Source organism: Corynebacterium sp. KPL2830, from assembly GCF_040225635.1.
Classification (GTDB): Bacteria; Actinomycetota; Actinomycetes; order Mycobacteriales; family Mycobacteriaceae; genus Corynebacterium.
The window spans coordinates 1-22,345 of record NZ_JBEHFR010000031.1 but is presented as its reverse complement, the minus strand read 5'-3'; the positions used below and the strand labels follow the sequence as shown (position 1 = coordinate 22,345).

The following is a 22,345-nucleotide window of genomic DNA, read 5'->3' as shown; positions in this document are numbered from 1 at the left end:
AGTGAAATAATCCTAATACCAGCACGCCAGACCGGCTAAACATATAACTTCACCAACACATCCTGTCGTTTAGGCCAGCTTTGTTCGCAGCGAACGAATGAGCTCGAGAATTTCGATGGACGTCGCCAAATCTAAGTATGTTGTGGGTTCGTCGAGGAACATAATCTCTGTGTCTTGAGCTAGAACCATGGAAATCCACACTCGTTGGCGTTGGCCACCGGAAAGCTCATTAATGGAGCGTTCGGCGAATTGAAGGGATCCGGTTTGTGTGAGCGCTGAATAAACGTCCTGCTCGTCGGTTGCTGACCACTGGCGCAGCCATGATTGATGTGGATGGCGCCCGCGAGCGACAAGATCGGATACTAGTAAACCCTCTGGCGCAACGGGGGCCTGCGGCAACACACTAATTTTTGTAGCCACATCCCTTCGGCGAAGTTCAGTGATATTGCGCTCACCTAACATAACAGTGCCACTTTCTAGGGGTAACAGTCTTGCGAGGCTGCGTAAAAGTGTTGATTTTCCGCACCCGTTGGGACCAACAATCGTAGTAACTTTGCCTTTCGGGAGTCTTACATCAATATTTTCAAGGATTGGAGTATTGCGCGCGTATCCTACGGTGAGGTTTGAGGCGGAAATTGCTGTGCGTGGGGAGTTTAATGGGGCAGACATTAAGCTGATTGGACCTTCCGATTTTGCTGAACAAGTAAATAGAGCAGAAACAGGCCCCCAATTATTGAAGTAACGATTCCAACAGGAAGCTCGACCCCCAACAGAGCATGAATGGCGACGTCTGCGCCGAGTAGAAGAATCGCTCCAGTAAAGGCGGAAGCTAGCAGCGGTGGTGTTGCGGTACGACAGACGCGAAGTGCTATTTGAGGAGCAACAAAGGCTACAAAGCCAATGGGGCCTGCTGCGGAGACAGCAACGGCAGTTAACGCTACGGCGAGCATGAGTACAGAGAATTGCACCGCATTGAAACGAGAGCCAAGGGCTCTTGCCAAATCCTGGCCCAGTGCCGTGGGAAGCAGTTGGTAACTAACCCATCCGAGGGTTGGTGCAGATATTATTAATGCAATAGCTACTGGAAAGGTAGTCGTCCAATTTGCTCGGTCTAATGAGCCAGTCAGCCAAAATTGAGCGACGGAGGCATCGTGCAATTGCGCACGAATCATGGCGAAGCTGATGTAACCAGACAACAGCGACGTAATGATTATGCCCGAGAGTAAGAGCCTGAACGGGTTTGCGTCTCCTTTCCAGGAAAGAACCCACACGACGATGCTTGTACTGACAGCTCCGATAAAAGCGGCCAGTGGGACTCCAATGCCGGCCAACCAGCCTATGATGCCGGTACCCGAGCCGAAGACGATAACCGTAACCGCCATTGCTGAGGCGCCAGCGGTTATGCCTAAAATGTCAGGACTGGCTAGCGCATTTCTGGTTACTGATTGTGTTAAAGCTCCAGCGAGACCAAGAGCACAGCCTACTGTAAGTGCAGTGAGAGCACGCGGCATTCGCCATTCGAAGACTACTAGTTTCTCCAGTCTGGTTCCCTGGCTGCTGGCAATAACTTCCAAGACTCTACCGAAAGAGATTGGATAATCTCCCAGCGTGATAGATAAGGGCACTAGAAGTAGGGCCACTATGGCGAGGATGAAAGTGGCAGATAGCTGCCACGGGCGCCAAACAGCTGAGAGCTCAAATAGTTTTGTGCCAATGCGGAAGGCGGGGCGGCCTGGGACAGTATTGCGGTGACCATTCATAGCGCTACCCCCTTCCGCCGGAAGACAAGCACGAAGAATAATGGAGCGCCAATAAAAGCGACGACGATTCCTACTGGTAACTCGCCTGGGCGTGCGATGATTCGGCCAATGACGTCAGCTAGCACCAGTAGCGTGGCACCTAATAGGGCGGAATACGGCAAAATCCACCGATAGTCAGGACCCGTGATGGCACGTACCAAGTGCGGCACTATCAAGCCAATGAACCCAACTGGTCCTGCCATAGCGGTCGCAGCACCCGCAAGCAGAGAGATAAGGACCATGCCGAAGAGGCGAGCCCGATCGGTTCGACCACCGAGACTTTGAGCTACATCGTCACCGAGGCTGAGTAAATTTAGAGACGGCGCAGAAGCAAAGGCTAAAACGATACCCAAGACCAAAAATGGTAATACTCCCCAAAAGACGTCTAGACCACGTCCCGCTACCGAACCTACAGTCCAAAAACGCATACGGTCCAGGTTGGCCTCTTCTGCCAGAATGAGGCCTGTAGTGATCGAATTCAACACGGCAGATAAGGCTGCGCCACTAAGCGTAAGAGTGAGCGGACTAGCATTGCCTCCATTGATGCGTCCCAGGCCGAAGACAATGATGGTTGCACTTACAGCGCCCAAGAAGGCAGCCGCAGTTGTTGCAAACATACTGATTGATCCAAAGACTGCGAAACTGGAAACTACAGCTAAAGCGGCACCAGCGTTGACCCCAAGAATGCCTGGATCAGCGAGCGGGTTTCGGGTGTGGCCTTGAATTAAAGCGCCAGCTACTCCGAGGGAAGCGCCCACTACGATTGCGATCAAGGTCCTCGGTATACGGAGCTCGAAGAGTACGCGCTGTTCGAAGTTTAGAGCAGTTTCACGGTGCGAAGGAACTTCTCTGAGAGCAGATATGACATCGGTTAGTGGAATACTTCTAGCTCCGACAGCGATATTCAAGCAAACTCCGAGGAGGAGCAGCACCAAACACAGTGCGAGTCCAGCAACGCGTCGCGAATAGGTGCGGCTTCGAGGCACTTGGGCGCTGTTAACGCTGAAATTGGAATGAATACTCATGGTGGTCAGTCGAAAAGTTCCTGTTCTGTGCGGTAAGACCTGTGTTCTCTAGGACTGGCTCGTCCAGGGGACAAGCCCATAAGAATGAGAAAACAGTCGTTCCAGGCGTTTGGCTTGCGGTGGAAGTCCTTCCATCTCCTTAAGGAAAACTCCTGTTTCCACTTGTGACTTACGCTGAGCTAGCGACTGAACTTGCGCGGTTAAGCGTCATTGACAATCTGGGAAGTGTTAGGTGTGGCACAAATATATGCACCGTATATTAGGTTAGTCAACCCTAATTCTTTTGGATAGATTGATGTAGAACGCTTTAGGAGTGGAGAAGTGGTTGTAGAAGCGCTTTTTATCTTCGGATTGCAGGTGGGGGTGCATTCTTTGCGGGAATAATTTTCCGTCTAGATAAGGCTGGTTAATGGCATATTGTGCTGATTTGTGGTGGAACACTATTGCAATGTGATGTAGGTAAAGCTAACCTAATCTAAAAGTTGCCTGCGGGTCTGTGCGAAATCCAGTGGAAAACGTCGAGGACAACTTCAGGAAACCGACTTTAAGGAAAAGGGATGACAGTAAAGCGGAGAGTGCAGTCAGTTATCGCAGTCGCTATCTGCGTCGGATTGGTTTTGTCAGGATGCTCGTCGAACGATTCAACCGATGAAGCGGCAACCTCCAAAGTTGCAGAAGACGTGACCATTGAGCATGCACGGGGTACGGATACGTATCCGGTCAATCCACAAAATGTGGTTGCCGTGGGGCCGGCTGTTGATAACCTGCTGGAACTTGGAATTAAACCAGCAGCCGTCGTGCAGAATGCAAAAGATAAGAACTCACCCTGGCGCGAGGGGAAGCTCGATGGTGTCAAGGTGATCGATCAGGCAGATTTCAAAACTCTGCCACAAGAACAAATCGCGGCAATTGAACCCGACTTCATTGTTGGGGATTACTGGACAATATCTGAGGATAATTACAAAGAATTATCTGCAATCGCACCGACTCTCGGCGGCATCTCCGATAAAGGGGAGGGGATTGGCTGGGAGGCACAGCTAGAAGCTTTGGGTAAGGTCTTTAATAAGGAATCCGAAGCGAAGAAAGCCATTAAAGAGGATCAGAAGCGATTCGCTGACGTGAAGGAACAATTGCCGAACCTCGCGGGTAAAACCGGCATTGTTTCTCAATTCGCCCAGGGATCCTTTGGTGCCGTTGCAGACCCTGAGGATCCGGGTGCATCCTTCATCTACGATTTGGGCATGAAGTTCCCGGAAAAGTTGACTGACGGTACGGTTCCAGTTGATAAAGGCCGCGTCACACTTTCTCCGGAAAACGTATCCTACCTGGCCGCTGATTTTATGGTTATTTATAACCGCACCGGCTCAATCGAGGAAGCTGAAAATACTCCGGGATACAAAGATTTGCCGCAGGTGAAATCCGGTGCGACTCTCGCTGGCGATGAAGCGGTCGTCGCTGGACTCAACAACCCGACGAGCCTGAGCCGAGCTTGGGTGCTGGATAAGACGATGCCGACGCTGGAAAAGGTTGGACAGTAGTCAAGGTCCGCACGACTCCGACGCCTGCTAGATGGGGCTCAGCCCGTTGCAGCAGGTAGTCATGAACGCCTTCCGATACATCGGAAGGCGTTCTCTTGAATGAATTGTATCCAAGGCAGTGGTCCGTCCGTTCATGCCTTTCCGGCACGGAAAACCAGCGTCAGGCTTTCCGCATCTTCGCTCACCGGCGCAGCACGATGACTGTATTAAAAGGTATGTAGGTGAGCTGGAAAATGCTTGGCGTTGGTAGAGGGGTTCAAAGCGTCAGTAAAAATTAATAAGACAATTTAGGTCAGCGAACAGCGTGAATTAAAAGCCACCAAAACCAAAAGGGGAATGGTCTCAGAAATGCCAAGAAACAGCCGGAGTAGGGAAATTTATCCAATTTCTTACCGGGAATTATACGTGGAAGATATCGAAGATATATCGCCGTCCATGCGGCGAATTACGCTTAGCGGGGAGCAACTCCGAGACCACGAGCGCGATGGTATTTCCGTTTCTTCGCTGGTAAGCCATGGTTTTGATGACGACGTTCGGCTCATCTTCCCAGATCCGGAAACTGGAGTACGGCCGCACCCAATCGCCCAAAACGATGGCAACCTCCTGTGGCCAGAAACTGTTAAAAATCTCTTCCGCACATACACGGTTCGCTACTTTGACGCTGTTAACGGGCGGTTAGCAATTGATTTCGCTCGCCATGGCGAGGGCTTGGCCGAAAACTGGTCACAGAATGTCCGGATCGGTGACGCTATTTTTGTGGCAGGTCCAAAGTCGTGTGCACAGTTACCCACGCATACCGATTGGCTTTTCTTGGCCGGAGACGAGACTGCGCTCCCAGCAATCGGCCGCTGCCTGGAATCACTTCCGACAGGGCATGATGCGGTTGCGGTGATAGAGGTTCCGACGAGTGCTGATATTCAAGACTTAGACATTCCAGATTCAGTTCACGTCCACTGGGCGATACGTGACCAGGGCGAGGACTTCGTAGAAAAGGCACGTGCGCTTTTTGGGGAGACTACTCAGTCGGCATTGCCGGGTGGCGAAGCATATGCATGGGCGGCGGGGGAGGCGTCCCGGCTGAAAACACTGCGGCGATTGTTCAAAGCTTCCGGAATTGCCCCTGAGCATCAGGAAATCACAGGCTACTGGCGGCGTACCAGCCAGAAAGATGCTAAAGAAAGCGCATCGAGCAGCAATAGTGTTTTGCACAATATCCATGATCTGGCTGAGTTGAATTCAGCCTTTGCGCTTCGCACTGCCGTGCGTTTAGGGCTCTTCCAAGAAATCGATGCGGGTGCAAACACGGTCTCAGCCCTCGCTGCTGCGACAGAACTGCACGAGGAGGCGCTACGGAGGTTTATCCGTTACCTGGCTGCCCTTGAACTCGTCGAAGTACGCGAGCGCACCCTCGCGCTGACCGCAATGGGCGTGGAACTGGCGGACCCAGATTCAAATGTGGTGCGTTGGTTAAGCGGGCCTGCGCACCTTGAGGCGATGGCGCTGATGCGTCTTGAGGACAGCCTTCGCACCGGTGGGCCAGCGCTTCAAGGCGAAAAGGGATTGCCGTGGTCAGAATATCTTGGCCAAGATCCACACCTGGCAGCCGAACGCTTTGAGCAAAAGAATGTGAGTGCTGGGTGGACTGCTCCTTCCGCGGCAAAGGAACTGCAACATTATCTCGGTGAAAGGGCTCGCGTGCTTATTGTTGGGCAGGGTGGTGCCGTATATGCAGATGAAATTCTCCGGCGATGTGAGCGTGTCCAGAGCAGGGTTATCACCGATGCTTTCTCGAAAGCGGTGCTACGGGAAATCGCAGTAGCTTCTCGTGAACGATGCGAGATGGGCGGCGACGGACGCGGCTTTTCTCCCACCGAAGCAGACTATGCGTGGGCAACTGACGTTATTTTCATCGATCCCTGGAGCGTCTTTGGTAGCGACGAGGTAGCTGCCGAATTAGGCCGCGCGGTTCGTGGGGATAAGTCCCGTCGGGCTTATATCCTTACCGAGGTCCTCGAGGAAGCAGGCGGCGATGAGCATTCCTATGAAGAGGACTTGGTGAGGCTTTCCATGTTCGGCACCAAGGTGCCGACGCAGGAAGATGTCGATGAAGCTGTTACTGGCGATGCCGCCCTTATCGCCTCAGCCGCTGCTGTTGGTTGGGGCAAACACCTTTTCGTCCTGGAGGCAGGAGCGGCATCCTAAAGTGGAACCTCGGCGCCCTCGCTCTCCAGGCTTCACCTTTTATTTTCGGACCACGGTCCCGCGTGGGAGGCGAGTGGCCGTTACAGCCATAAGTGTGGTGAACACGGTGAAGTAGGCGAACGTTGTCCAGCCGATCCCGTGGGTGAGGGTCATCAGTACCGTGCAGACGGATACGCCGAGTGCGCTACCAAGTTGGGTCGCTATGCGGCCCGCAGCACTGGCATGGACGACTTCATCTTTGGATAAGCCGTGGTAGGTCGCGGACATCGTGAGCACCGTAAGGGCACCGATGCCACCGCCGCGCAGGAATAGCCCGAATCCTTGCAGGGTGAGCCAGCCTGCCGCCTGGCCAGTAGGAAAGGCGAAAGGAAGCGTTCCGATAATAGCGGCGGCAATGCACATGTAAACCGTCTTAAGCGTGCCCCATCGAGCGATGAATTTTTTCGACGCCGAGCGGCTGAAATAGGCGCCCACGCTTTGTAGGGCCAACAGCAGTCCCGCATGCAGTGCGGTATAGGCATGGTTGCTCTGATAGTGCAGCGGAATGAGGAAGAGCCCGCCATAAAACACGGTGCTTGCAATGGCCAGTGTTGCCCAGGCTGAGGAAAAGGAGGCGTGGGTAAATAGGCGGACATCGATAAGCGGCGATGGCGCCCGGAGTGCGTGCAACACAAAGTATCCAATCAGACCTGCGCCGGCGATGAGGAGAATTACGCTTGCCCAAGAACTCATGTGCCCGATGGTGGTAAAGCCATAGACCGCCGCGAGCAAACCTGGCGCGAGCAAGAGGTATCCCATGCGGTCTAGCTGGGCTGCAGGATCTGCTGGGGTTCGTTCTAGATAGTGCACGGCAAGGGCAATCGCGGCGATGCCAATGGGGACGTTGATGAGGAAGATGGCGCGCCAGCCAATGGCATCGACAAACAGCCCGCCCAGTAATGGGGCAATCGCGGGTGCGATGACCGCCGGTAGCCCGATTGCGGTGATGGCGCGTGTGGCCTGGTCCTTTCCGGCATTGGTGACGATGAGGGTCTGCATCACCGCCACCGAGAAACCCGCCGCGAATCCCTGCAGGATGCGGAAGGCGATGAGCAAGTCGATATGCGTAGACATCGCGCACAGGATTGAAGCGACGGTAAAGACTGCCAGGGCGGTAATCCAGAGATTTTTGGCGCCGAAGCGGCGCGTTGCCCAGCCGCTGAGCGGAATGGCCATAGTAGAGGCCAACCCGTAGCTCGTGATGACCCATTGGGCGAGAACTATCGGTGCGTGGAACGCCTCGCTGATGGAATGAATGGCGACGTTAACGATGCTGATATCTAGCAGCGGCAAAATTGAGCCGAAGACTAGGGCGATGACGACCCGCCTAGTCTGGGGGTCGAGTTTTTCTTTTTCCTGCATGAGGGGCTCCCTTCGGAGTGTGTGCGCAGATGGCGTGGTGAGGTGTGGTCATGATGGAGAGAGTGATGGAGGTATGTGGATTAAGGGGCGAATGGTCCGTCGTGGGTGAGGGCGGTGAGCATGTCCGCGAATTGTTGTTGCGCGGGCTCCGGCCAGCGGGCCAGGAATTCTTCCAATTTTTGGGTCAGACGCGAGCGCATCACGGCGACGTTGTCTTGGCCCAGTGGGGTTAGCGACAGTTGTATCCACCGCGCGTCGCGGGGATCGGTAGCGCGCGCGATGAGCCCGGCCTTTTCTAAGGCCGAGGCGTGGCGGGATACCACCGAGCGGTCCAGGCCGATGACGGTGGAGAGCTCTTTCGGGGTGGAGGGACCACAGCGGTCTAGGCCGCTGAGGACCAAATATGTGGATTCATTGATTTCTTCACCGAGCCCCTGGGTGAGGTGGGCGTACATGCGTCGACGGAGGCTGCGCTGGGAAAGTAGACCCAGTGCGTCGGCGACTTGTTTGCTTGGAGTGTCCATGCCAGCAGAATACATGCATAGTGCACGCATGTCTAGTGCACGCGTGTTTACTGCACGCTAATTTTTGCGGGATGAGCGCGGTGAAGGGGTAGAAAGCGTCCATAGCAACCGCGTTTGTCCATTTTTCGGTCCGATTTTTGGCGAAACGCGGTTGTTTTGGGCAGCCTGACGCTCATCCGTACCTCTATCTGCCGAGGTAGCACCCGAAGAGCACAAAAGAGCCTTCCGGTTTCTCCCAATGCCGGTTCCCGTGCACGCACCTTAACTTTCTGGAACGCTAGGATGGGAAAGAATAGATCTAGTTAAGGAGTACAAAGCAATGGCTAAAGAAACTGCACGCGCCCTAGGTCACGAAGTGGACGTGGACCGCGAGAAATTTACCTACTTGGCATCTACTGATGCCGAGGGCAACAAGATTGAATCCGGCAAGGCTGCGGCAGCGGGAGCCGGCGCAGCGGGAGCTGGTGCCGCAGCTGCCGGTGCCGCTGCAACGGCGAACGCAGACGAGCAGGACGACTCCGCGACCCAGAGCGATTACGAACCGAAGAACCACGTCGTTACTGGTGCTGAGGAAGAACACGTCGCCGCCGCGTCCGAGCAGCCGGACCTGCAGGAAAAGCTGGATGAGGACAACGCGGACTATGAGCCCTCAGAGCACGTTGTGGGCGAGGCCGAAGAAGAGCATATCGGCACCGCGCCGGAGCAACCGGAAGAGGACGCTGCAGATGATGAACGCGATGACTTCGATGACCTGAAGGACAAGGTCACCGAGGCCGGCAACGTCGTTGAAGAGGCCATCAACCGCGCTAAGGACTTCGTGGAAGACAAGGCGCAGGAATACCAGGATGGATCCGGTAAGAAGGGCGGTTTCTTCGACCGCGTGAAAGACGTCGTGCGCGAGGCTCGCGATAACCTCGATGAAAAGCGCAAGTAGTTAACGACGCTTAGGCCGCTGTCTTAACCCGAAGGGGAGAGGCAGCGGCCTTTGTGCTGCCGCGCTAGTCCAGCGCGTGCGAGTAGAACCGGCGGATGAGGAGGCGGCGGGGGATATCGACAAGTGGGCGCAAGATGGGAAGGAAGGGCTCGGAGGCGGCATCGATAAGCAGCAGCGTCCGCCCATCGCGCAGGCGCTCTAAGGTGAAGGTTTCCTCGCCGCGTTCGAGGTGTCCGGGCAAGGTGCCGTAGGTAAAGCCGCAGCGCCCATCATCGGCGAAAGTCGCAATCACGCGGCAGCGGAAATCAAACGGGCCCAGGCTCATGGTGACCTCGGCACCTTCTTGTACGACCTGGTGGGTGGGGCGCACGCGGAAGAGGCCGCTACGCTGGATGCCCCAGTGAAAGAGCCTGTGGGCTGCGGTATCGAAATCGGCGTCGATGACCCTACTCATGTGCAGCTGCGGGAATCCGGCGGTATCGGAATAAGAAAGCGCCTCTGGCATCTTAAGTCTCAGCGCTTATCTGTGGGGACCTCAGGGAGTGAAGAATAGGGCATCGAAAAGTTTTTGGGTACGGATTAATAGTGTGATCACCCCCGAAACCTGAAAGAACGGTAACGGCTTGGAAACAGTCACAGGACTTAGCTGCTTTCACACGTTATTCGTGTCAGGATTTAGCTAGCACGATCCTGACAACTGAAAGAAGGTACTTTGATGCTTCGCATTCCGCACCTAAAGAAAGTCCTGGTGGGCTCGGCTTTCGCTGGTGCGTTTTTCTTGGGTTCCCCGGCAGCAGGCGCCCAAGAATTGCCCCAACCGGATATTGACTCGGCAGGGTTAATCAACCACGTGCGTGATGGCCTCGCGGACTTCGGAATTGAGACCCCAGAGGTGGATAAGCAGGTCACCGATACCGTGGATTCGGCGGTGCAGAACGCGCGCGATACGGTGGCGAATAACGCCCAGCAGGAGGCTCAGTATGCGGAGCCGGCCACCAACCCGAATCCCTTCGGGCTACTGGAACAGGCCACTCAGGTAGAGCAAAAGCCACTGGGTAATAATCCCAATTACCAGTGGAAAAATGATGGATTTTCCAAGGTAGCTGCGGGCAAGCCCGATGCAGATTTTGTTCTGCACCGCGTGCCGGGGTCCTTGTTCGATGCCCCGCGCACTCCCGAGGAATCCGATGTTGCCATGAACCAGGGTAAGTCCCTGTACGGTCCTGGAACTCCCATCTATATCAATGGTGACACCATGTGCACCCTGAGCGTTGCCGGCAACGACGAGGCTGGCCGCAAGGTCGGACTGACCGCAGGGCACTGCGGCAATGAGGGCGATGCCATTACCTCGGCCGATTCCGATCACATTGGCCCGACGGGCACCATCGTGGCCAAGAATGACGAGCTGGATTATTCGGTGATCGAATTCGGTTCTAATGCTGAGGTCACCCGCAGCTACAACGGAGTTACCGTTAACTCCCTAGGCGGGACCGTAAACCCGGGTGAGACCGTATGCAAGCAGGGCGTTGCCACCGGCAAGACCTGCGGTATGACCTATCAGCAGGCACAAAGCATCCAGGTCAACCAGGTCTGCGCCATGATGGGCGATTCTGGTGCGCCGCTGCTCGCCGGTGACCGCCTCATCGGTTCCATCTCCGGCGGCTTCCTGCCGGTGAACTTCCCGTGCCGCACCCCGCTGCAGGGTGCGGTTCATAACCCCACCGCCGCTACCAACATGGATACCGTGTTGGCGGATATGAACCGCCGCGGTGGCGTTGGTGCTGGGTTTACCTTGCCCGAAGCATAAGCGCGAAGCAGATAGCGCCCCGTTCAGCCTTGAGTGCTGCACGGGGCGCTTTTTATGCGCAATTTCTATGGGCATATAACGCGCATGCGTCCCGCCAAAGTGGGGGAAGCGCAGGATAGCCTTGCCTGCAATCGGAGACATAAACTAAGGTGAGACTTACCTATTGGCCAATTAGGGATAGTCAATATCTGCTGTGGCTAACGCATCCGCAGCGAAATTTGAACCGAGGTTTCCCCATGTACAAAACCCATTCCACTCCACCAGAAACTGGGCCCATTCGCGCGGATCAAGCACCCACCGATGCCGTGGTGGAACTGTCCGCTGATTGCCTGCACAACGCGATCGAGACCCAACCGGCGCTGGCCGTGCGGCTGCGCGAGCTGGGCTTTCGGCCTGGCACCCGCGTGCAGATCGGCCGCACCGTCGCAGGCGGTGCGCGCATTGTCAGCGTAGGTACGGCCCGTTATGCCGTGGATGCGCACACTCTGCGCCAACTCGAAGTCGTTCCGGTGGAGGCATAAGCGATGGCACATAATTCCACGGCCCCAGCAAGCTGCCACAGCACCTCCACCATGCGGATAGCGGCGGAAGGCACGCCGGTCCTGGCACTGGTGGGCGCGCCCAACTCCGGAAAGTCCACCCTCTTTAACGCATTGACCGGCGCGAAGGTCCAGACCGGCAACTGGCCGGGCACCTCGGTCGAGGTCAGCCGCGGGCTCTGGAACGCGCAGCCAGAGGCCTTCGACATCATCGACCCGCCCGGCGCCTATTCCCTAGACCCCATGAGCCCGGACGAGGCCTTTACCAAGCAGATGCTCATTGACTGTCCTGCAGACGAGCGCCCCGATGTCGTCGTGGTCCTCGTGGACGCAACGGCCCCGGCCCGCGGGCTCAACCTGGCCCTGCAAATCGCCGCCGAGCCGTACCGCGTCGTCCTCGGCGTGACCAAGGAGGATATGGCCGAGCAGCAGGGCATTAGCATCGATACTGAAGCGCTCTCCCGCGCCACTGGCATGCCAGTGGTCAGCGTCAATGGACGGCGCCGGCGCAACCTCGACGGGCTGGAAACCACCGTGGCACAGGCCATGCGCGTCGAGCCAACCATCATCCGCCAGGATTCCGGCCTGGATCAGCGCTTTGCGGATCTCGATGCCGCCGAAAAAGCTGCGGTCCACCGCGTGGAGGTAGGCGAGACCCTCACCCAGCGCGTGGACCGCGTGGTGCTGCACCCAGTGGTGGGCCCGCTGCTCTTCCTCGCGGTGATGTGGGCGGTCTTCTTCATCACCACCACGGTGGCAGGGCCCATGCAGGACGGCCTCGAAGACCTTGTCACCGGTCCGGTCTCGGACGCGGCCCGCGCCGGGCTGGAAGCCATTGGCCTGGATCACTGGCTGATTTCGGGCTTGCTTGTTGATGGCCTCATTGGTGGCGTCGGCATGGTACTGACCTTCGCTCCGCTACTGGCGCTGATGTTTCTGTGCTTGGCGGTGCTGGAGGATTCCGGCTATATGGCGCGCGCTGCGGTGGTCACCGATAGGGTGATGCGCTCGATTGGCCTGCCTGGCAAGGCCTTTATCCCCATCGTGGTGGGCTATGGCTGCAACGTGCCGGCGATTTCGGCCACGCGAGTGCTTGGCGATGTCCGCCACCGCATCCTTACCTGCCTGCTTATCCCCTTCACCTCGTGCTCGGCGCGGCTTATCGTCTTTATGATGCTGGCGCAGGTCTTTTTCCCAGATCACGCCGGATCGGCGGTCTTTGGCATGTACGTTCTGTCCATCGCCCTGGTGGTAGCCGTGGGCTTGGCACTGCGCAAAACAGTCTGGCGCGCCATGCCGTCCGAGGCACTCGTTATCGACTTGCCGTCGTATCAGCTGCCCACGTTCAAGCTATCGCTTTCGGTCATGTGGGTGCGCTTAAAGGGATTCCTGCATACCGCCGGCGGCATCATCGTGGCCACGGTAGTGGTCATTTGGCTGCTCATGTCCATCCCGGTTACCGGTGGCCACTCCTTCGACGAGGAAGCCGTCCCGCCGGAGGACTCGGCGTATGGTGCGGTATCCAAGGCGATATCCCCGGCGTTTGCGCCGGCTGGCTTCGATTCGTGGTCCCTGACCGGCCCGCTGGTAACGGGCTTCGTGGCGAAGGAAACACTGATTTCCACCTGGGCGCAGACCTACGCCGTCGATGACGTCACGGATGCGGATCCTGAGGAACAGGCCGAATCTTCGCTGGCCGATCACATCCGCAGCGACTTCGGTGCCGCCTCTGGCGGGCACGGGCTGGCCGCGGTGTGGGCGTATATGGTCTTCCTCTTGGCCTATACCCCGTGTGTGGCCACGGTAGCCGCGCAGCGGCGCGAAATTGGCTGGAAGTGGACGCTCATCGGCTTTGCCCTGCAGCTCGTCACGGCTTGGGTCTTGGCCGTCGGAGTCTTCCAAGTGCTGAGGTTATTCCTATGAGCCCTACAGACAAGGTAAAAGAAGCGATCCGCGGCGGTCACTCCACGCCCGCGGACATCGCCCGCGCGACAGGATTAGGGCAGGGGACGGTGGAAGTCATCCTCTCCCACTTGGAGCACAGCGCGCAGCTCGTGCGCGAATCGCTGTCCTCGTGCCCCACGGGTGGCTGCGGAAGCTGCTCACAGAGCGGCGGCTGCTCTGGCGCCGAGGGCGGGCGCCGTGAACCGGTCCTATTGAAGCTGACGGTCCGCCCTTAATCCTGCAGCATCTCCAATGCGGCCTTGTGCAGGCGGCCATTGGAGGCAATGGCCGATCCGCCGTGCGGCCCAGGATTGCCGGACAGATCCGTAAACGTGCCGCCGGCCTCGGTCACGAGCAGGGATGGGGCGGCGAGGTCCCAGAGGGAGACCTCCGGCTCGGTGGCGATATCGACAGCGCCTTCTGCCACGAGGCAGTAGGACCAGAAATCGCCGTAGCCGCGCAGGCGCCATGTCTTATCCGTCAGGTTGAGGAACTTATCGCGTAATCCACGCTCGGACCAGCCGGTGAGCGAGCTCATGGCAAGGGAGGCATGCCCAAGTTTCTCGATCTGGGAGACGTGCAGGCGCTTCGGCTCACCGCCAAAGACGCGGTAGGCACCGGCGCCTTTCGCTGCGTACCAGCGCCGGCGCAGGGCTGGGGCGGAGACCACGGAGACGACCGGTTCGCCGTCTTCGAGCAGAGAAATAAGCGTGGCCCACACGGGCACACCGCGCACGAAGTTCTTCGTGCCATCGATGGGATCGATGACCCACTGGCGGCCCTCGTAGCAGGCCTGGCCGCCAAACTCTTCGCCCAAAACCTCATCGCGCGGGCGGGAGCGCTTCAGCGAATCGCGAATGTGCTTCTCGCAGTTGAGATCCGCATCCGATACCGGAGTCAGGTCCGGCTTTTCCTTCACGGAGAGGTCGGTGGCCTCAAAGCGATGCATCGTGACTACATCGGCGTGACCGGCCAACTCGAGCGCGAGACCTAAGTCTTCTTTGAATTTACCCACGGAGCCATTCCTCCATTTGTTGAACTACTTGTTTATTTCCGGCCAAGCACCACTCGACGCCACCGGCTTCTACCTTGCGGGCGGCACCACCAGCGGCCTCAATGAGAGCCTTGCCGGGGAACCAATCCCAATCTGCTACCGAGTGTTGCATCCATGCGCCCCACGTGCCTTCTGCCACGGAGGCCAAGTCCACTGAACCGGCACCAAGCATACGGACTGTAGCAAAGTTTTCGGTCACCCGCTGCCACGCGGCACGAATTTCTGGATCCGCCAGCGACGTTGGGTGTAGGTAGGACGAGAGCGAGGTCTCTTCCGCGGGCTTATTTGCCAGCTTGGCGACGTCCTTGCCATCCAGCGAGGTGGGGTAGTCGCGCCCGCCAAACCATGTATAGCCCATGGCGGGGCGGTGGACGGCGCCGAGGGCGACCCCGGAAGCATCGGTAAGCGCGAGCGCCGAACACCAATAATCCGAGCCAGAGGTGAAATTATAGGTGCCATCGACCGGATCGATAACCCAATTGCGCCCAGACTGGGACTCGCGGGCGGTGCCTTCCTCACCCACGAGGCCGTCCTCGGGGCGCACGGCCTCTAGCACGCCGGCGACGAAGCGCTCTGCGGCGCGGTCCGCATCCGTGACCACGTCAGAGATAGAGGTTTTCTGCTCGACCGAGACGCCCATCTCGCGCAAGCGCCAAGCCAAGCGTCCGGCGTTATACACAAGCGCCTGCGCCAAATGGGCATCCCCATCGTCTGCATGCGCGACAATAAACGTTTTGATGACCGCATCGATCATCTCCTGCAAGCTTGGCTTTTGATCCATGCACACCATTGTCACCCTAAATCCAACCAATGGCTAATTCTGTGGGGTGGGTGGGTAAGATTGGAGCCTATGCGTCCCGAAGTAATTACACGGCTCAAGCAATTGGACACCACCCTGACCACCATTGAAAAGGTCATGGATCCGGAAGCCTTGGCTGCGCGCATTCGGGAATTGGAAGCCCAAGCTGGGGATCCCTCGCTATGGGATGACCCCGAGCACGCACAAAAGGTCACCTCTGAGCTGTCTTCAGCACAGGCAAAGGTCCGCAAACTGGAATCCTTGCGCGGGCGCTTAGATGATATGCCGGTGATGTACGAGCTCGCGGAGGAAGAAGGCACCGTCTCGGTAGCCGATGAAGACCTTGCTGAGCTGGAAAGCGCCATCGAATCCCTCGAGGTAACCACCATGCTCTCCGGGGAATATGACCCGCGCGAGGCCGTGATCAATATCCGCTCCGGTGCCGGCGGGGTAGACGCGGCCGATTGGGCGGAGATGCTCATGCGCATGTACACCCGCTGGGCGGGAAAGCACGATCACAAGGTGGATATTTACGATATTTCCTATGCCGAGGAGGCGGGCATTAAATCCGCTACCTTTGTGGTGCACGGGGAATACATGTACGGCCAGCTTTCCGTGGAACAGGGCGCGCACCGCCTCGTGCGCCTTTCGCCCTTTGATAACCAGGGCCGGCGCCAAACCTCCTTTGCAGAGGTCGAGGTCCTTCCCGTGGTGGAGCAAACGGACCACATCGACGTGCCAGATAACGAGGTGCGCGTGGACGTGTACCGTTCCTCTGGCCCCGGTGGACAATCGGTCAATACCACCGATTCCGCGGTGCGCCTGACCCATATCCCCACCGGCATCGTGGTCACCTGCCAGAACGAGAAATCACAGATTCAAAATAAGGCCTCTGCCATGCGGGTATTGCAGGCCAAGCTCTTGGAGCGCAAGCGCCAGGAAGAGCAGGCGGAGCTCGATGCGCTCGGCGCCGGCGGCAATGCCTCCTGGGGCAACCAGATGCGCTCATATGTTTTGCACCCGTACCAAATGGTCAAAGACCTGCGCACCAATTTTGAAATGGGCGATCCCTCCAAGGTGCTTGATGGGGACATCGACGGCTTCTTGGAAGCCGGCATTCGGTGGCGCATGCAACAAGAGCGTGGCGAGGATTAACCTCAACCGCGCTCTGCAGGCTTAAGCCGGGTAGTGCATCGGGGCGCCCGGTCCAAGCGGGATACCCAGCAGGTACCACACGATAAAGAAGATAAACCAGCCGACGATCATGGCGATGGAATACGGCAGCGCCAGCGACATCAGCGTGCCAACGCCCGCCGGCTTGTAGTAGCGCTGCAGGAAGGTCAGCGCCAGGGCGAAGTACGGCGACATCGGGGTGATGATATTTGTCGGCGAGTCACCGATACGGAAGAGCATCTGGGAGACCTCGGGCGAGATTCCCACGTACATCATCATCGGTACGATCACCGGCGCCATCAGTGCCCACTGCGCGGAACCTGAGGTAATGAACAGGTTGAGGACTGCCACCATGGCCACGAGCGCGGCGAACATCAAGATGGGCGGCAGCGACCATGCCTGCAGCAGCTCAGAGCCCTTAATGGCGGTCCACACACCGAGGTTGGACCACTGGAACCACGCCAAGAACTGGGCGACGGCGAAAAAGAGCACTAGCATGGGGACCAAGGTCTTAATGCCCTTGGCCATAAAGTCTGGCACGTCCGAGGCGGACTTCAGCGTGCCGGCGTAAATGCCGTAGACGATGCCGCAAACCAAAAAGGCCAGGGCAATGGGAACCGCAATCGCACTAATCAGCGGCGATTCCATGAAGCTATCTTCCTGGCTAGCCAGCGGAGAGCCGGGGATAAAGAGCAGGGCGAAGAATCCCGCGAGGAAGATGAGCAGCGCGATACCAGAGGCGGTCAAGCCCTTTTGCTCCTCCGGCTTTACCCGCAGCTCGTCTTCTTCTTCCTCGAAATCAACGTCGCCTTCTTCCGCGTCCTCGTCCGCATCGTTATCAGCGGCGCCGGCGGCCTGGGAGAAGGATACTTCCTCGTAATTGATCTTGTCGTGGTTGACCAGGTCGCGGGCCTTTTCCACCATGAACCATTCCGTGACGGCGGTAATGATAAGCGATAGCACGATGGCGGATGGGATGACGAAGAAGATATTGGCCAGCGGGCTGACCTCATAAGCCTCATCCACAAACTGTGCGGCGGGAGTGGAAATACCGGCCAGCAGGAGGTCAGTAATGTTGAGGATCAGCGAGGCGTTGAAACCCGCCGAGGACGCCGCAAAGGCCACCATGGCACCCACGATGGGGGAGCGGCCCACCGAGTGGAAGGCCATCGCGCCCAGCGGGATGAGGATGACATAAATCGCATCCGAAGCCACGGAACCGGTCACGCCGGCTAGCGCGACGATGAAGGTAAGGAACTTGGGGCTGACCTTGGTCACCATGGCGCGCACGAGCGCGGACAAGAGCCCAGACTGCTCGGCCACGGCCACACCCAGCATGACGGCAAGAATGACGCCCAGCGGCGGGAAGCTCGTGAAGTTTTCCACCGCGTCTGTGACCATGCGCGAGATATTCTCGGTGGTCAGGAGTGATTCAACCTCGATGGTATCGCCGGATTTAGGATCCTCGGCGCTCATGCCAATCAGGTGGCCAATCCAGGAGGTAATGGCGACGATTATCGCGAGGATGACGAAGAGCCAGAAAGGATCGGGCAGCTTATTGCCAATCTTTTCTACGGTGCCTAAAAAGCCGCTTGCTTTCTCCGGTTTTTCTTTGGTTTTGGTCTCGGCCATAGTATCGGCACTTTCTGTCGATCGGGTCGGGCATCATTGCGCACCAGATTTTGTGTTCTAGACTACACCACTAAATAGCGTTCACAGGTTGCTGTCAACTTTGATTGCTACAGTAGCGGAGTGATTACTTTCGAAAACGTGACTAAGGTGTATTCCGCCCAGTCCCGGCCCGCGCTCGATGGGGTGTCTTTTGACATTGCGGATGGCGAGTTTGCCTTCCTCATCGGCCCTTCGGGGTCCGGAAAGTCCACCTTTCTAGAGCTCATGGTGCGCTATAGCAATGTGACCTCGGGCGATATTTACTTCGGTGACTTCCACGTCAATGAGTTGAAGGGCAAGGATATTAACGCCCTGCGCCAATCCATTGGTTACGTGTTCCAAGATTTTCGGCTGCTTCCCAAGCTGAACGTGTACCAGAATGTGGCGTTTGCCCTAGAGGTCATCGGCAAGAGCAAGCACCGCATCTCCACTGCGGTGCCGCAGGTGTTGGAAATGGTGGGGCTGGAAAACCGCCACCGCGCGATGCCGCACGAGCTATCCGGCGGTGAGCAGCAGCGCGTGGCCATCGCGCGCGCCCTGGTCAATCGCCCGAAGCTGCTGCTTGCCGATGAACCCACGGGCAACCTCGATCCCGCCACCGCCGACGGGATCATGGACTTGCTGCTGCGCATCAACAAGCGTGGCACCACCGTCGTGATGTCCACGCACAATTCCCGCGCCGTGGATAAGGCGAAGAGGCGCGTGCTGGAATTGCGCGATGGCACGCTCGTTCGCGATGAACACAACGCCGCCTATTCGGCGCAGGAGGAGCAGGCATGAAGCTAGGATTCATCTTCCGCGAGGCCACCAAGGGCTTGGGCCGCAACCTGACGATGACCATCGCGATGATCATTACCACAGCCATTTCTGTCGGCGCCGTGGTTGCCGGCATCATGGTCACCAACCTCACCAAGGATACGAAGGATATCTACTTGGACCGCGTGGAGGTTATGGTGCAGCTCAACGAGGATATTTCCGCCACAGATCCAAACTGCACCACTCCTGCCTGCGCGGACTTAAAGGAACAGCTGGAATCCGATAGTTCCGTAGAGTCCGTGGAATTTCGCAACCGGGAGGCCTCCTACGAGCGCTTCCGTGAGCTCTTCCAGGACACGGATCCGGTGATGGTGGAACAAACCTCGCCGGACGCGCTGCCCGCAGCGTTGCACGTGCGCCTCGTTGACCCGGAAGAGGCCTCCGCCATCGATGCCGTAAGGGATAACCCAGCGGTAGAAGAGGTCGTGGACCAGCAAGAAGAGGTGCGCGAGGCGGCAAGCAACCTCGATTCCATTCGCACCGCCACCTTCATCGTGGCCATCGTGATGTCTATTGCGGCTATCTTCTTGGTGGCCAATATGGTGCAAATCGCCGCTTTCCACCGCACCCGCGAGACCGAAATCATGCGCATGGTGGGCGCCTCGCGCTGGATGACGCAGGCGCCGTTCGTGGTAGAAGCTGTGCTCGCCTCCCTCATCGGCGTGGTCTTGGGCGGCGCCGGGCTGCTCGTGGCGAAATCCCAAGTGATCGATCCTGCGCTACAGGGCCTGTACGAATCGCAGCTGCTGGCACCGATGCAGTCCAGTGATCTGTGGGTAGCGCTGCCGCTGGTGGGCCTGCTCGCCTTGGCGGTTACCGCTGCCACCGCGCAGATTACCCTACGTTCTTATGTCCGCCGCTAAGCCGTTTGCCGGGTGCGGTAAACGAGCAGTAAACTGAGGCAATTATGGCTAAAAAGGGCAAGAAGAATAAGAAGGCGGCATCCGGGGACGCCACGCTTGCGACCAACCGCCGGGCCCGGCACGACTATAAGATCCTCGAAGAATTCGAGTGCGGCATCGTCTTGCTCGGCACGGAGATCAAATCCCTCCGGGAAGGCAAGATCTCGCTCAATGATGCCTTCGCCACCATTGATAATGGCGAGGTGTACCTGCGGAACTTGCACATTCCGGAGTATTCGATGGGGTCCTGGACCAACCACAGCCCGCGGCGCACCCGCAAGTTGTTGCTGCACCGCCGGGAGATCGACAAGCTCTACGGTCAGGTGCGCAATGGCAATAAAACCCTGGTGCCGCTCAAGGTGTACCTCAAAAATGGGTACGCGAAGTTGTCGCTGGCGCTCGCGCAAGGTAAGCAGGATTATGACAAGCGCGAAGACATCAAGCGGCGCGACCAGAACCGCGAAATCACCCGCGAGCTCGGCCGCCGCGTGAAGGGGATTAATGCTTAAAACGGTAAAGGTTCACGATGCTGTCAAGGGTGAAGACTCCATTTCCGGGACGGGCGTTTTGGTAGACCGCCTGTGGCCGCGGGGCATCGCCAAGGCGGACCTGGACTATGACGAGTGGTTCAAGGACGTGGCCCCCAGCCCCGAGCTGCGCAAGTGGTGGAGCCATGACGCGGATTCCTTCGAGGAGTTTTCGCGCCGCTACCGCGCCGAGCTCGATGATCGCGAATCCGAAGAGCTCACCCAGTTGCTCTCCTTGGCAAAAGAGGGGGACCTGACGCTGCTCTTTGGCGCCGCCGACCGCAAGATTAACCACGCGGTGGTCTTAAAAGAGTGGCTGGAAGAGCACTTGGAGAAATAAAAGCGTCTGCGGTAGTGTTGGAACAACCGTAGGGAATGATGCACTATCCCGTCCCTACAGTGCTATGGGGTTGATTTGGTTTCGACTTCGTACACTGCGCCAGGGGAAGCGTGCCGGTGAAGGCTACCGACCACCGTTTAAGCGTCGTAGCAAACAAATAAACGCAGAGAAGAACTCTCAGCGTGACTACGCCCTCGCTGCCTAATTACAGCGACGCGTGTCTGTCAGCCTAGGTTTCGTTCCTGACCTAGAACCTGGCATCGACTAAGGAACTTGCCGTCTGGCTGTGTCATCAGGACCAGACGGGACTCTTACTGGTGACTGGGCCCATCATCCGGTACGAGTTCGCCCGAACCGGAGGGCCGAGTAGAGATCATGTGCGAACTGCGCACGGAGAAGCCCTGGCAAGGTGACGAAGGACCCGGGTTCAAGTCCCGGCAGCTCCACCGAGAGCCCCAGCTAGATTCAGTTCTAGCTGGGGCTTTTCTCATAAGGTTCCCCGCGCGCGGCTAGGGTAGTGGCCATTCAGCGAGTATTCGATTCCCACCTCCACATCATCGATTTTTCCCACCCCGTCCAGGAGAATCAGGGTTATACGCCGCCGGAATTTTTGGTTCCGGCCTACAACGTATGGCGCGAGAAGCTGCGCGGTGAGGGTTTTGATATCACCGCCGGCGCCGTTGTCTCCGGTTCCTTTCAGGGCTTTGACCAGGGGTATCTGGCAGACGCGCTAGGGGAGTTGGATAACTTCGTCGGGGTCACGCAGCTGCCTGCCGATGTCCCCGATGCCGAAATCCGCCGCCTCGATGGCCTGGGCGTGCGGGCGGTGCGCTTTAACTTCCGGCGCGGTGGCAGCGCAGCACGGGAGGACCTCGAGGAACTCGCCTGGCGGATCTATGACCTAGCAGGCTGGCACGTAGAGCTCTATGTCGACGCGGCCGCGCTGGGCGAAATGGCGCCGGTGCTGAAGAAGCTGCCAGCCGTGAGCATCGATCATCTGGGCCTGAGCGCGCAGGGAGTAGATGGTCTCTTGGAGCTTGTCGATGCCGGAGTAAAGGTCAAGGCCACCGGATTCGGGCGCGTGGACCTCGACCCGGGGGAGGTGGTGCGCCGCATTGTCGATGTCGATCCCACCGCCCTCATGGCGGGTACCGATCTGCCCTCGCAGCGGGCGAGCCGGGTGTTTTCGGTAGAGGATTTCCGGCTCATTGAGAAGGCCGCAGGGGTACTTGCCGATGATGTTTTCTACGCAAATGCAGCGCGTTTCTATGGTGGGTTAAACGACAAAACGTGTTGTTTTTCGGCGTGTCGAGTTAAACGACATTTTGTGTTGGTGGGGGTAGGGGTTTA

21 protein-coding genes, 1 other RNA gene and 1 pseudogene are annotated in these 22,345 nt (G+C 57.8%); 14 read left to right on the top strand and 9 right to left on the bottom strand.

Features of this window, described 5'->3' with window-relative positions:
* Window positions 1-69: 69 nt before the first annotated feature.
* Genes ABRP87_RS09750 through ABRP87_RS09740 form a run of 3 tightly spaced genes read right to left on the bottom strand, consistent with a single transcriptional unit; the run spans window position 70 to window position 2,824 of the window.
* Window positions 70-669, bottom strand: coding sequence for an ABC transporter ATP-binding protein (locus ABRP87_RS09750; protein WP_502879303.1), 600 nt, complete (start codon window positions 667-669; stop codon window positions 70-72).
* Window positions 669-1,760 (bottom strand): FecCD family ABC transporter permease, encoded by a 1,092-nt coding sequence (locus ABRP87_RS09745; protein ID WP_349868579.1) that lies wholly within the window; start codon window positions 1,758-1,760, stop codon window positions 669-671. Before ABRP87_RS09745 ends, ABRP87_RS09750 begins: the two co-directional genes overlap by 1 nt.
* The gene (locus tag ABRP87_RS09740; protein ID WP_349868577.1) at window positions 1,757-2,824 is read right to left on the bottom strand and encodes a FecCD family ABC transporter permease; all 1,068 of its coding nucleotides are present in this window, start codon (window positions 2,822-2,824) and stop codon (window positions 1,757-1,759) included. Before ABRP87_RS09740 ends, ABRP87_RS09745 begins: the two co-directional genes overlap by 4 nt.
* A gap of 557 nt (window positions 2,825-3,381) precedes the next feature.
* Here ABRP87_RS09740 and ABRP87_RS09735 point away from each other — a divergent pair.
* Both ABRP87_RS09735 and ABRP87_RS09730 read left to right on the top strand, forming a co-directional pair.
* Window positions 3,382-4,362, top strand: a complete 981-nt coding sequence (locus tag ABRP87_RS09735; RefSeq protein WP_349868575.1) for an ABC transporter substrate-binding protein — start codon at window positions 3,382-3,384, stop codon at window positions 4,360-4,362.
* Between the two features lie 405 nt (window positions 4,363-4,767).
* Window positions 4,768-6,564, top strand: coding sequence for an SIP domain-containing protein (locus tag ABRP87_RS09730; RefSeq protein ID WP_349868573.1), 1,797 nt, complete (start codon window positions 4,768-4,770; stop codon window positions 6,562-6,564).
* Between the two features lie 39 nt (window positions 6,565-6,603).
* On the opposite strand, the gene ABRP87_RS09725 is transcribed toward ABRP87_RS09730, so the two are convergent.
* A complete protein-coding gene (locus ABRP87_RS09725) occupies window positions 6,604-7,965 on the bottom strand; it encodes a DHA2 family efflux MFS transporter permease subunit (protein WP_349868571.1) in 1,362 nt (453 codons plus the stop codon).
* 80 nt (window positions 7,966-8,045) lie between these two features.
* Window positions 8,046-8,489, bottom strand: a complete 444-nt coding sequence (locus ABRP87_RS09720) for a MarR family winged helix-turn-helix transcriptional regulator (RefSeq protein WP_349868568.1) — start codon at window positions 8,487-8,489, stop codon at window positions 8,046-8,048.
* Window positions 8,490-8,808: 319 nt separating this feature from the next.
* Between ABRP87_RS09720 and ABRP87_RS09715 the strand changes: the two genes are divergently transcribed.
* Entirely contained in the window at window positions 8,809-9,423 is a 615-nt protein-coding gene (locus ABRP87_RS09715) for a kinesin (protein WP_349868566.1), read from the top strand.
* Between the two features lie 64 nt (window positions 9,424-9,487).
* Here ABRP87_RS09715 and ABRP87_RS09710 read toward each other — a convergent pair whose 3' ends face one another.
* Complete coding sequence (locus tag ABRP87_RS09710; RefSeq protein ID WP_349868564.1) at window positions 9,488-9,928, bottom strand: DUF1990 domain-containing protein; 441 nt, start codon at window positions 9,926-9,928, stop codon at window positions 9,488-9,490.
* A 210-nt stretch (window positions 9,929-10,138) separates the two neighbouring features.
* Between ABRP87_RS09710 and ABRP87_RS09705 the strand changes: the two genes are divergently transcribed.
* The 4 genes from ABRP87_RS09705 to ABRP87_RS09690 all read left to right on the top strand — a co-directional run bounded on the left by ABRP87_RS09705 (window position 10,139) and on the right by ABRP87_RS09690 (window position 13,949).
* Window positions 10,139-11,230: a S1 family peptidase gene (locus tag ABRP87_RS09705; protein ID WP_349868562.1), complete on the top strand. Its 1,092-nt coding sequence runs from the start codon at window positions 10,139-10,141 to the stop codon at window positions 11,228-11,230.
* Between the two features lie 236 nt (window positions 11,231-11,466).
* The gene (locus ABRP87_RS09700; protein WP_239270088.1) at window positions 11,467-11,751 is read left to right on the top strand and encodes a FeoA family protein; all 285 of its coding nucleotides are present in this window, start codon (window positions 11,467-11,469) and stop codon (window positions 11,749-11,751) included.
* A 3-nt stretch (window positions 11,752-11,754) separates the two neighbouring features.
* Entirely contained in the window at window positions 11,755-13,692 is a 1,938-nt protein-coding gene (feoB, locus tag ABRP87_RS09695) for a ferrous iron transport protein B (protein ID WP_349868560.1), read from the top strand.
* A complete protein-coding gene (locus tag ABRP87_RS09690; RefSeq protein ID WP_349864164.1) occupies window positions 13,689-13,949 on the top strand; it encodes a MarR family transcriptional regulator in 261 nt (86 codons plus the stop codon). Before feoB ends, ABRP87_RS09690 begins: the two co-directional genes overlap by 4 nt.
* On the opposite strand, the gene hisN is transcribed toward ABRP87_RS09690, so the two are convergent.
* Both hisN and ABRP87_RS09680 read right to left on the bottom strand, forming a co-directional pair.
* Window positions 13,946-14,728 carry a histidinol-phosphatase gene (gene hisN, locus ABRP87_RS09685; RefSeq protein WP_005277599.1) on the bottom strand — a complete coding sequence of 261 codons (783 nt, stop codon included), beginning with the start codon at window positions 14,726-14,728 and terminating at the stop codon, window positions 13,946-13,948. The genes ABRP87_RS09690 and hisN overlap by 4 nt on opposite strands.
* The gene (locus ABRP87_RS09680) at window positions 14,721-15,557 is read right to left on the bottom strand and encodes an inositol monophosphatase family protein (protein ID WP_349868558.1); all 837 of its coding nucleotides are present in this window, start codon (window positions 15,555-15,557) and stop codon (window positions 14,721-14,723) included. Before ABRP87_RS09680 ends, hisN begins: the two co-directional genes overlap by 8 nt.
* A gap of 60 nt (window positions 15,558-15,617) precedes the next feature.
* Here ABRP87_RS09680 and prfB point away from each other — a divergent pair, with 60 nt between their 5' ends.
* Window positions 15,618-16,721, top strand: coding sequence for a peptide chain release factor 2 (prfB, locus tag ABRP87_RS09675; RefSeq protein ID WP_349868556.1), 1,104 nt, complete (start codon window positions 15,618-15,620; stop codon window positions 16,719-16,721).
* Between the two features lie 21 nt (window positions 16,722-16,742).
* On the opposite strand, the gene ABRP87_RS09670 is transcribed toward prfB, so the two are convergent.
* Window positions 16,743-18,371, bottom strand: coding sequence for an AbgT family transporter (locus tag ABRP87_RS09670; protein WP_349868554.1), 1,629 nt, complete (start codon window positions 18,369-18,371; stop codon window positions 16,743-16,745).
* Window positions 18,372-18,491: 120 nt separating this feature from the next.
* Here ABRP87_RS09670 and ftsE point away from each other — a divergent pair, with 120 nt between their 5' ends.
* The 6 genes and pseudogenes from ftsE to ABRP87_RS09640 all read left to right on the top strand — a co-directional run.
* A complete protein-coding gene (gene ftsE / locus ABRP87_RS09665) occupies window positions 18,492-19,190 on the top strand; it encodes a cell division ATP-binding protein FtsE (protein WP_349868552.1) in 699 nt (232 codons plus the stop codon).
* Complete coding sequence (gene ftsX / locus ABRP87_RS09660; protein ID WP_349868550.1) at window positions 19,187-20,089, top strand: permease-like cell division protein FtsX; 903 nt, start codon at window positions 19,187-19,189, stop codon at window positions 20,087-20,089. Before ftsE ends, ftsX begins: the two co-directional genes overlap by 4 nt.
* A 44-nt stretch (window positions 20,090-20,133) precedes the next feature.
* A complete protein-coding gene (gene smpB, locus ABRP87_RS09655; protein ID WP_023016945.1) occupies window positions 20,134-20,637 on the top strand; it encodes an SsrA-binding protein SmpB in 504 nt (167 codons plus the stop codon).
* Window positions 20,630-20,995 carry a DUF488 domain-containing protein gene (locus ABRP87_RS09650; RefSeq protein WP_284769982.1) on the top strand — a complete coding sequence of 122 codons (366 nt, stop codon included), beginning with the start codon at window positions 20,630-20,632 and terminating at the stop codon, window positions 20,993-20,995. Before smpB ends, ABRP87_RS09650 begins: the two co-directional genes overlap by 8 nt.
* Window positions 20,996-21,061: 66 nt before the next feature.
* Window positions 21,062-21,444: a transfer-messenger RNA gene (ssrA, locus tag ABRP87_RS09645) on the top strand.
* Window positions 21,445-21,518: 74 nt separating this feature from the next.
* Window positions 21,519-22,271: pseudogene (locus ABRP87_RS09640) on the top strand (amidohydrolase family protein); the annotation flags it as partial.
* Between the last annotated feature and the right edge of the window lie 74 nt (window positions 22,272-22,345).

What these genes read in the sequence shown, in the direction of transcription:
- ABRP87_RS09700 (WP_239270088.1), top strand. Translation starts at nt 11,467, where the DNA reads ATGTACAAAACCCATTCCACTCCACCAGAAACTGGGCCCATTCGCGCG.
- smpB (WP_023016945.1), top strand. Translation starts at nt 20,134, where the DNA reads ATGGCTAAAAAGGGCAAGAAGAATAAGAAGGCGGCATCCGGGGACGCC.
- ABRP87_RS09735 (WP_349868575.1), top strand. Translation starts at nt 3,382, where the DNA reads ATGACAGTAAAGCGGAGAGTGCAGTCAGTTATCGCAGTCGCTATCTGC.
- ABRP87_RS09710 (WP_349868564.1), bottom strand. Translation starts at nt 9,928, where the DNA reads ATGCCAGAGGCGCTTTCTTATTCCGATACCGCCGGATTCCCGCAGCTG.
- prfB (WP_349868556.1), top strand. Translation starts at nt 15,618, where the DNA reads ATGCGTCCCGAAGTAATTACACGGCTCAAGCAATTGGACACCACCCTG.
- ABRP87_RS09725 (WP_349868571.1), bottom strand. Translation starts at nt 7,965, where the DNA reads ATGCAGGAAAAAGAAAAACTCGACCCCCAGACTAGGCGGGTCGTCATC.
- ABRP87_RS09720 (WP_349868568.1), bottom strand. Translation starts at nt 8,489, where the DNA reads ATGGACACTCCAAGCAAACAAGTCGCCGACGCACTGGGTCTACTTTCC.
- ABRP87_RS09750 (WP_502879303.1), bottom strand. Translation starts at nt 669, where the DNA reads ATGTCTGCCCCATTAAACTCCCCACGCACAGCAATTTCCGCCTCAAAC.
- ABRP87_RS09745 (WP_349868579.1), bottom strand. Translation starts at nt 1,760, where the DNA reads ATGAATGGTCACCGCAATACTGTCCCAGGCCGCCCCGCCTTCCGCATT.
- ABRP87_RS09715 (WP_349868566.1), top strand. Translation starts at nt 8,809, where the DNA reads ATGGCTAAAGAAACTGCACGCGCCCTAGGTCACGAAGTGGACGTGGAC.
- ftsX (WP_349868550.1), top strand. Translation starts at nt 19,187, where the DNA reads ATGAAGCTAGGATTCATCTTCCGCGAGGCCACCAAGGGCTTGGGCCGC.
- ABRP87_RS09650 (WP_284769982.1), top strand. Translation starts at nt 20,630, where the DNA reads ATGCTTAAAACGGTAAAGGTTCACGATGCTGTCAAGGGTGAAGACTCC.
- ABRP87_RS09740 (WP_349868577.1), bottom strand. Translation starts at nt 2,824, where the DNA reads ATGAGTATTCATTCCAATTTCAGCGTTAACAGCGCCCAAGTGCCTCGA.
- ABRP87_RS09690 (WP_349864164.1), top strand. Translation starts at nt 13,689, where the DNA reads ATGAGCCCTACAGACAAGGTAAAAGAAGCGATCCGCGGCGGTCACTCC.
- ABRP87_RS09705 (WP_349868562.1), top strand. Translation starts at nt 10,139, where the DNA reads ATGCTTCGCATTCCGCACCTAAAGAAAGTCCTGGTGGGCTCGGCTTTC.
- ABRP87_RS09670 (WP_349868554.1), bottom strand. Translation starts at nt 18,371, where the DNA reads ATGGCCGAGACCAAAACCAAAGAAAAACCGGAGAAAGCAAGCGGCTTT.
- ABRP87_RS09680 (WP_349868558.1), bottom strand. Translation starts at nt 15,557, where the DNA reads ATGGTGTGCATGGATCAAAAGCCAAGCTTGCAGGAGATGATCGATGCG.
- feoB (WP_349868560.1), top strand. Translation starts at nt 11,755, where the DNA reads ATGGCACATAATTCCACGGCCCCAGCAAGCTGCCACAGCACCTCCACC.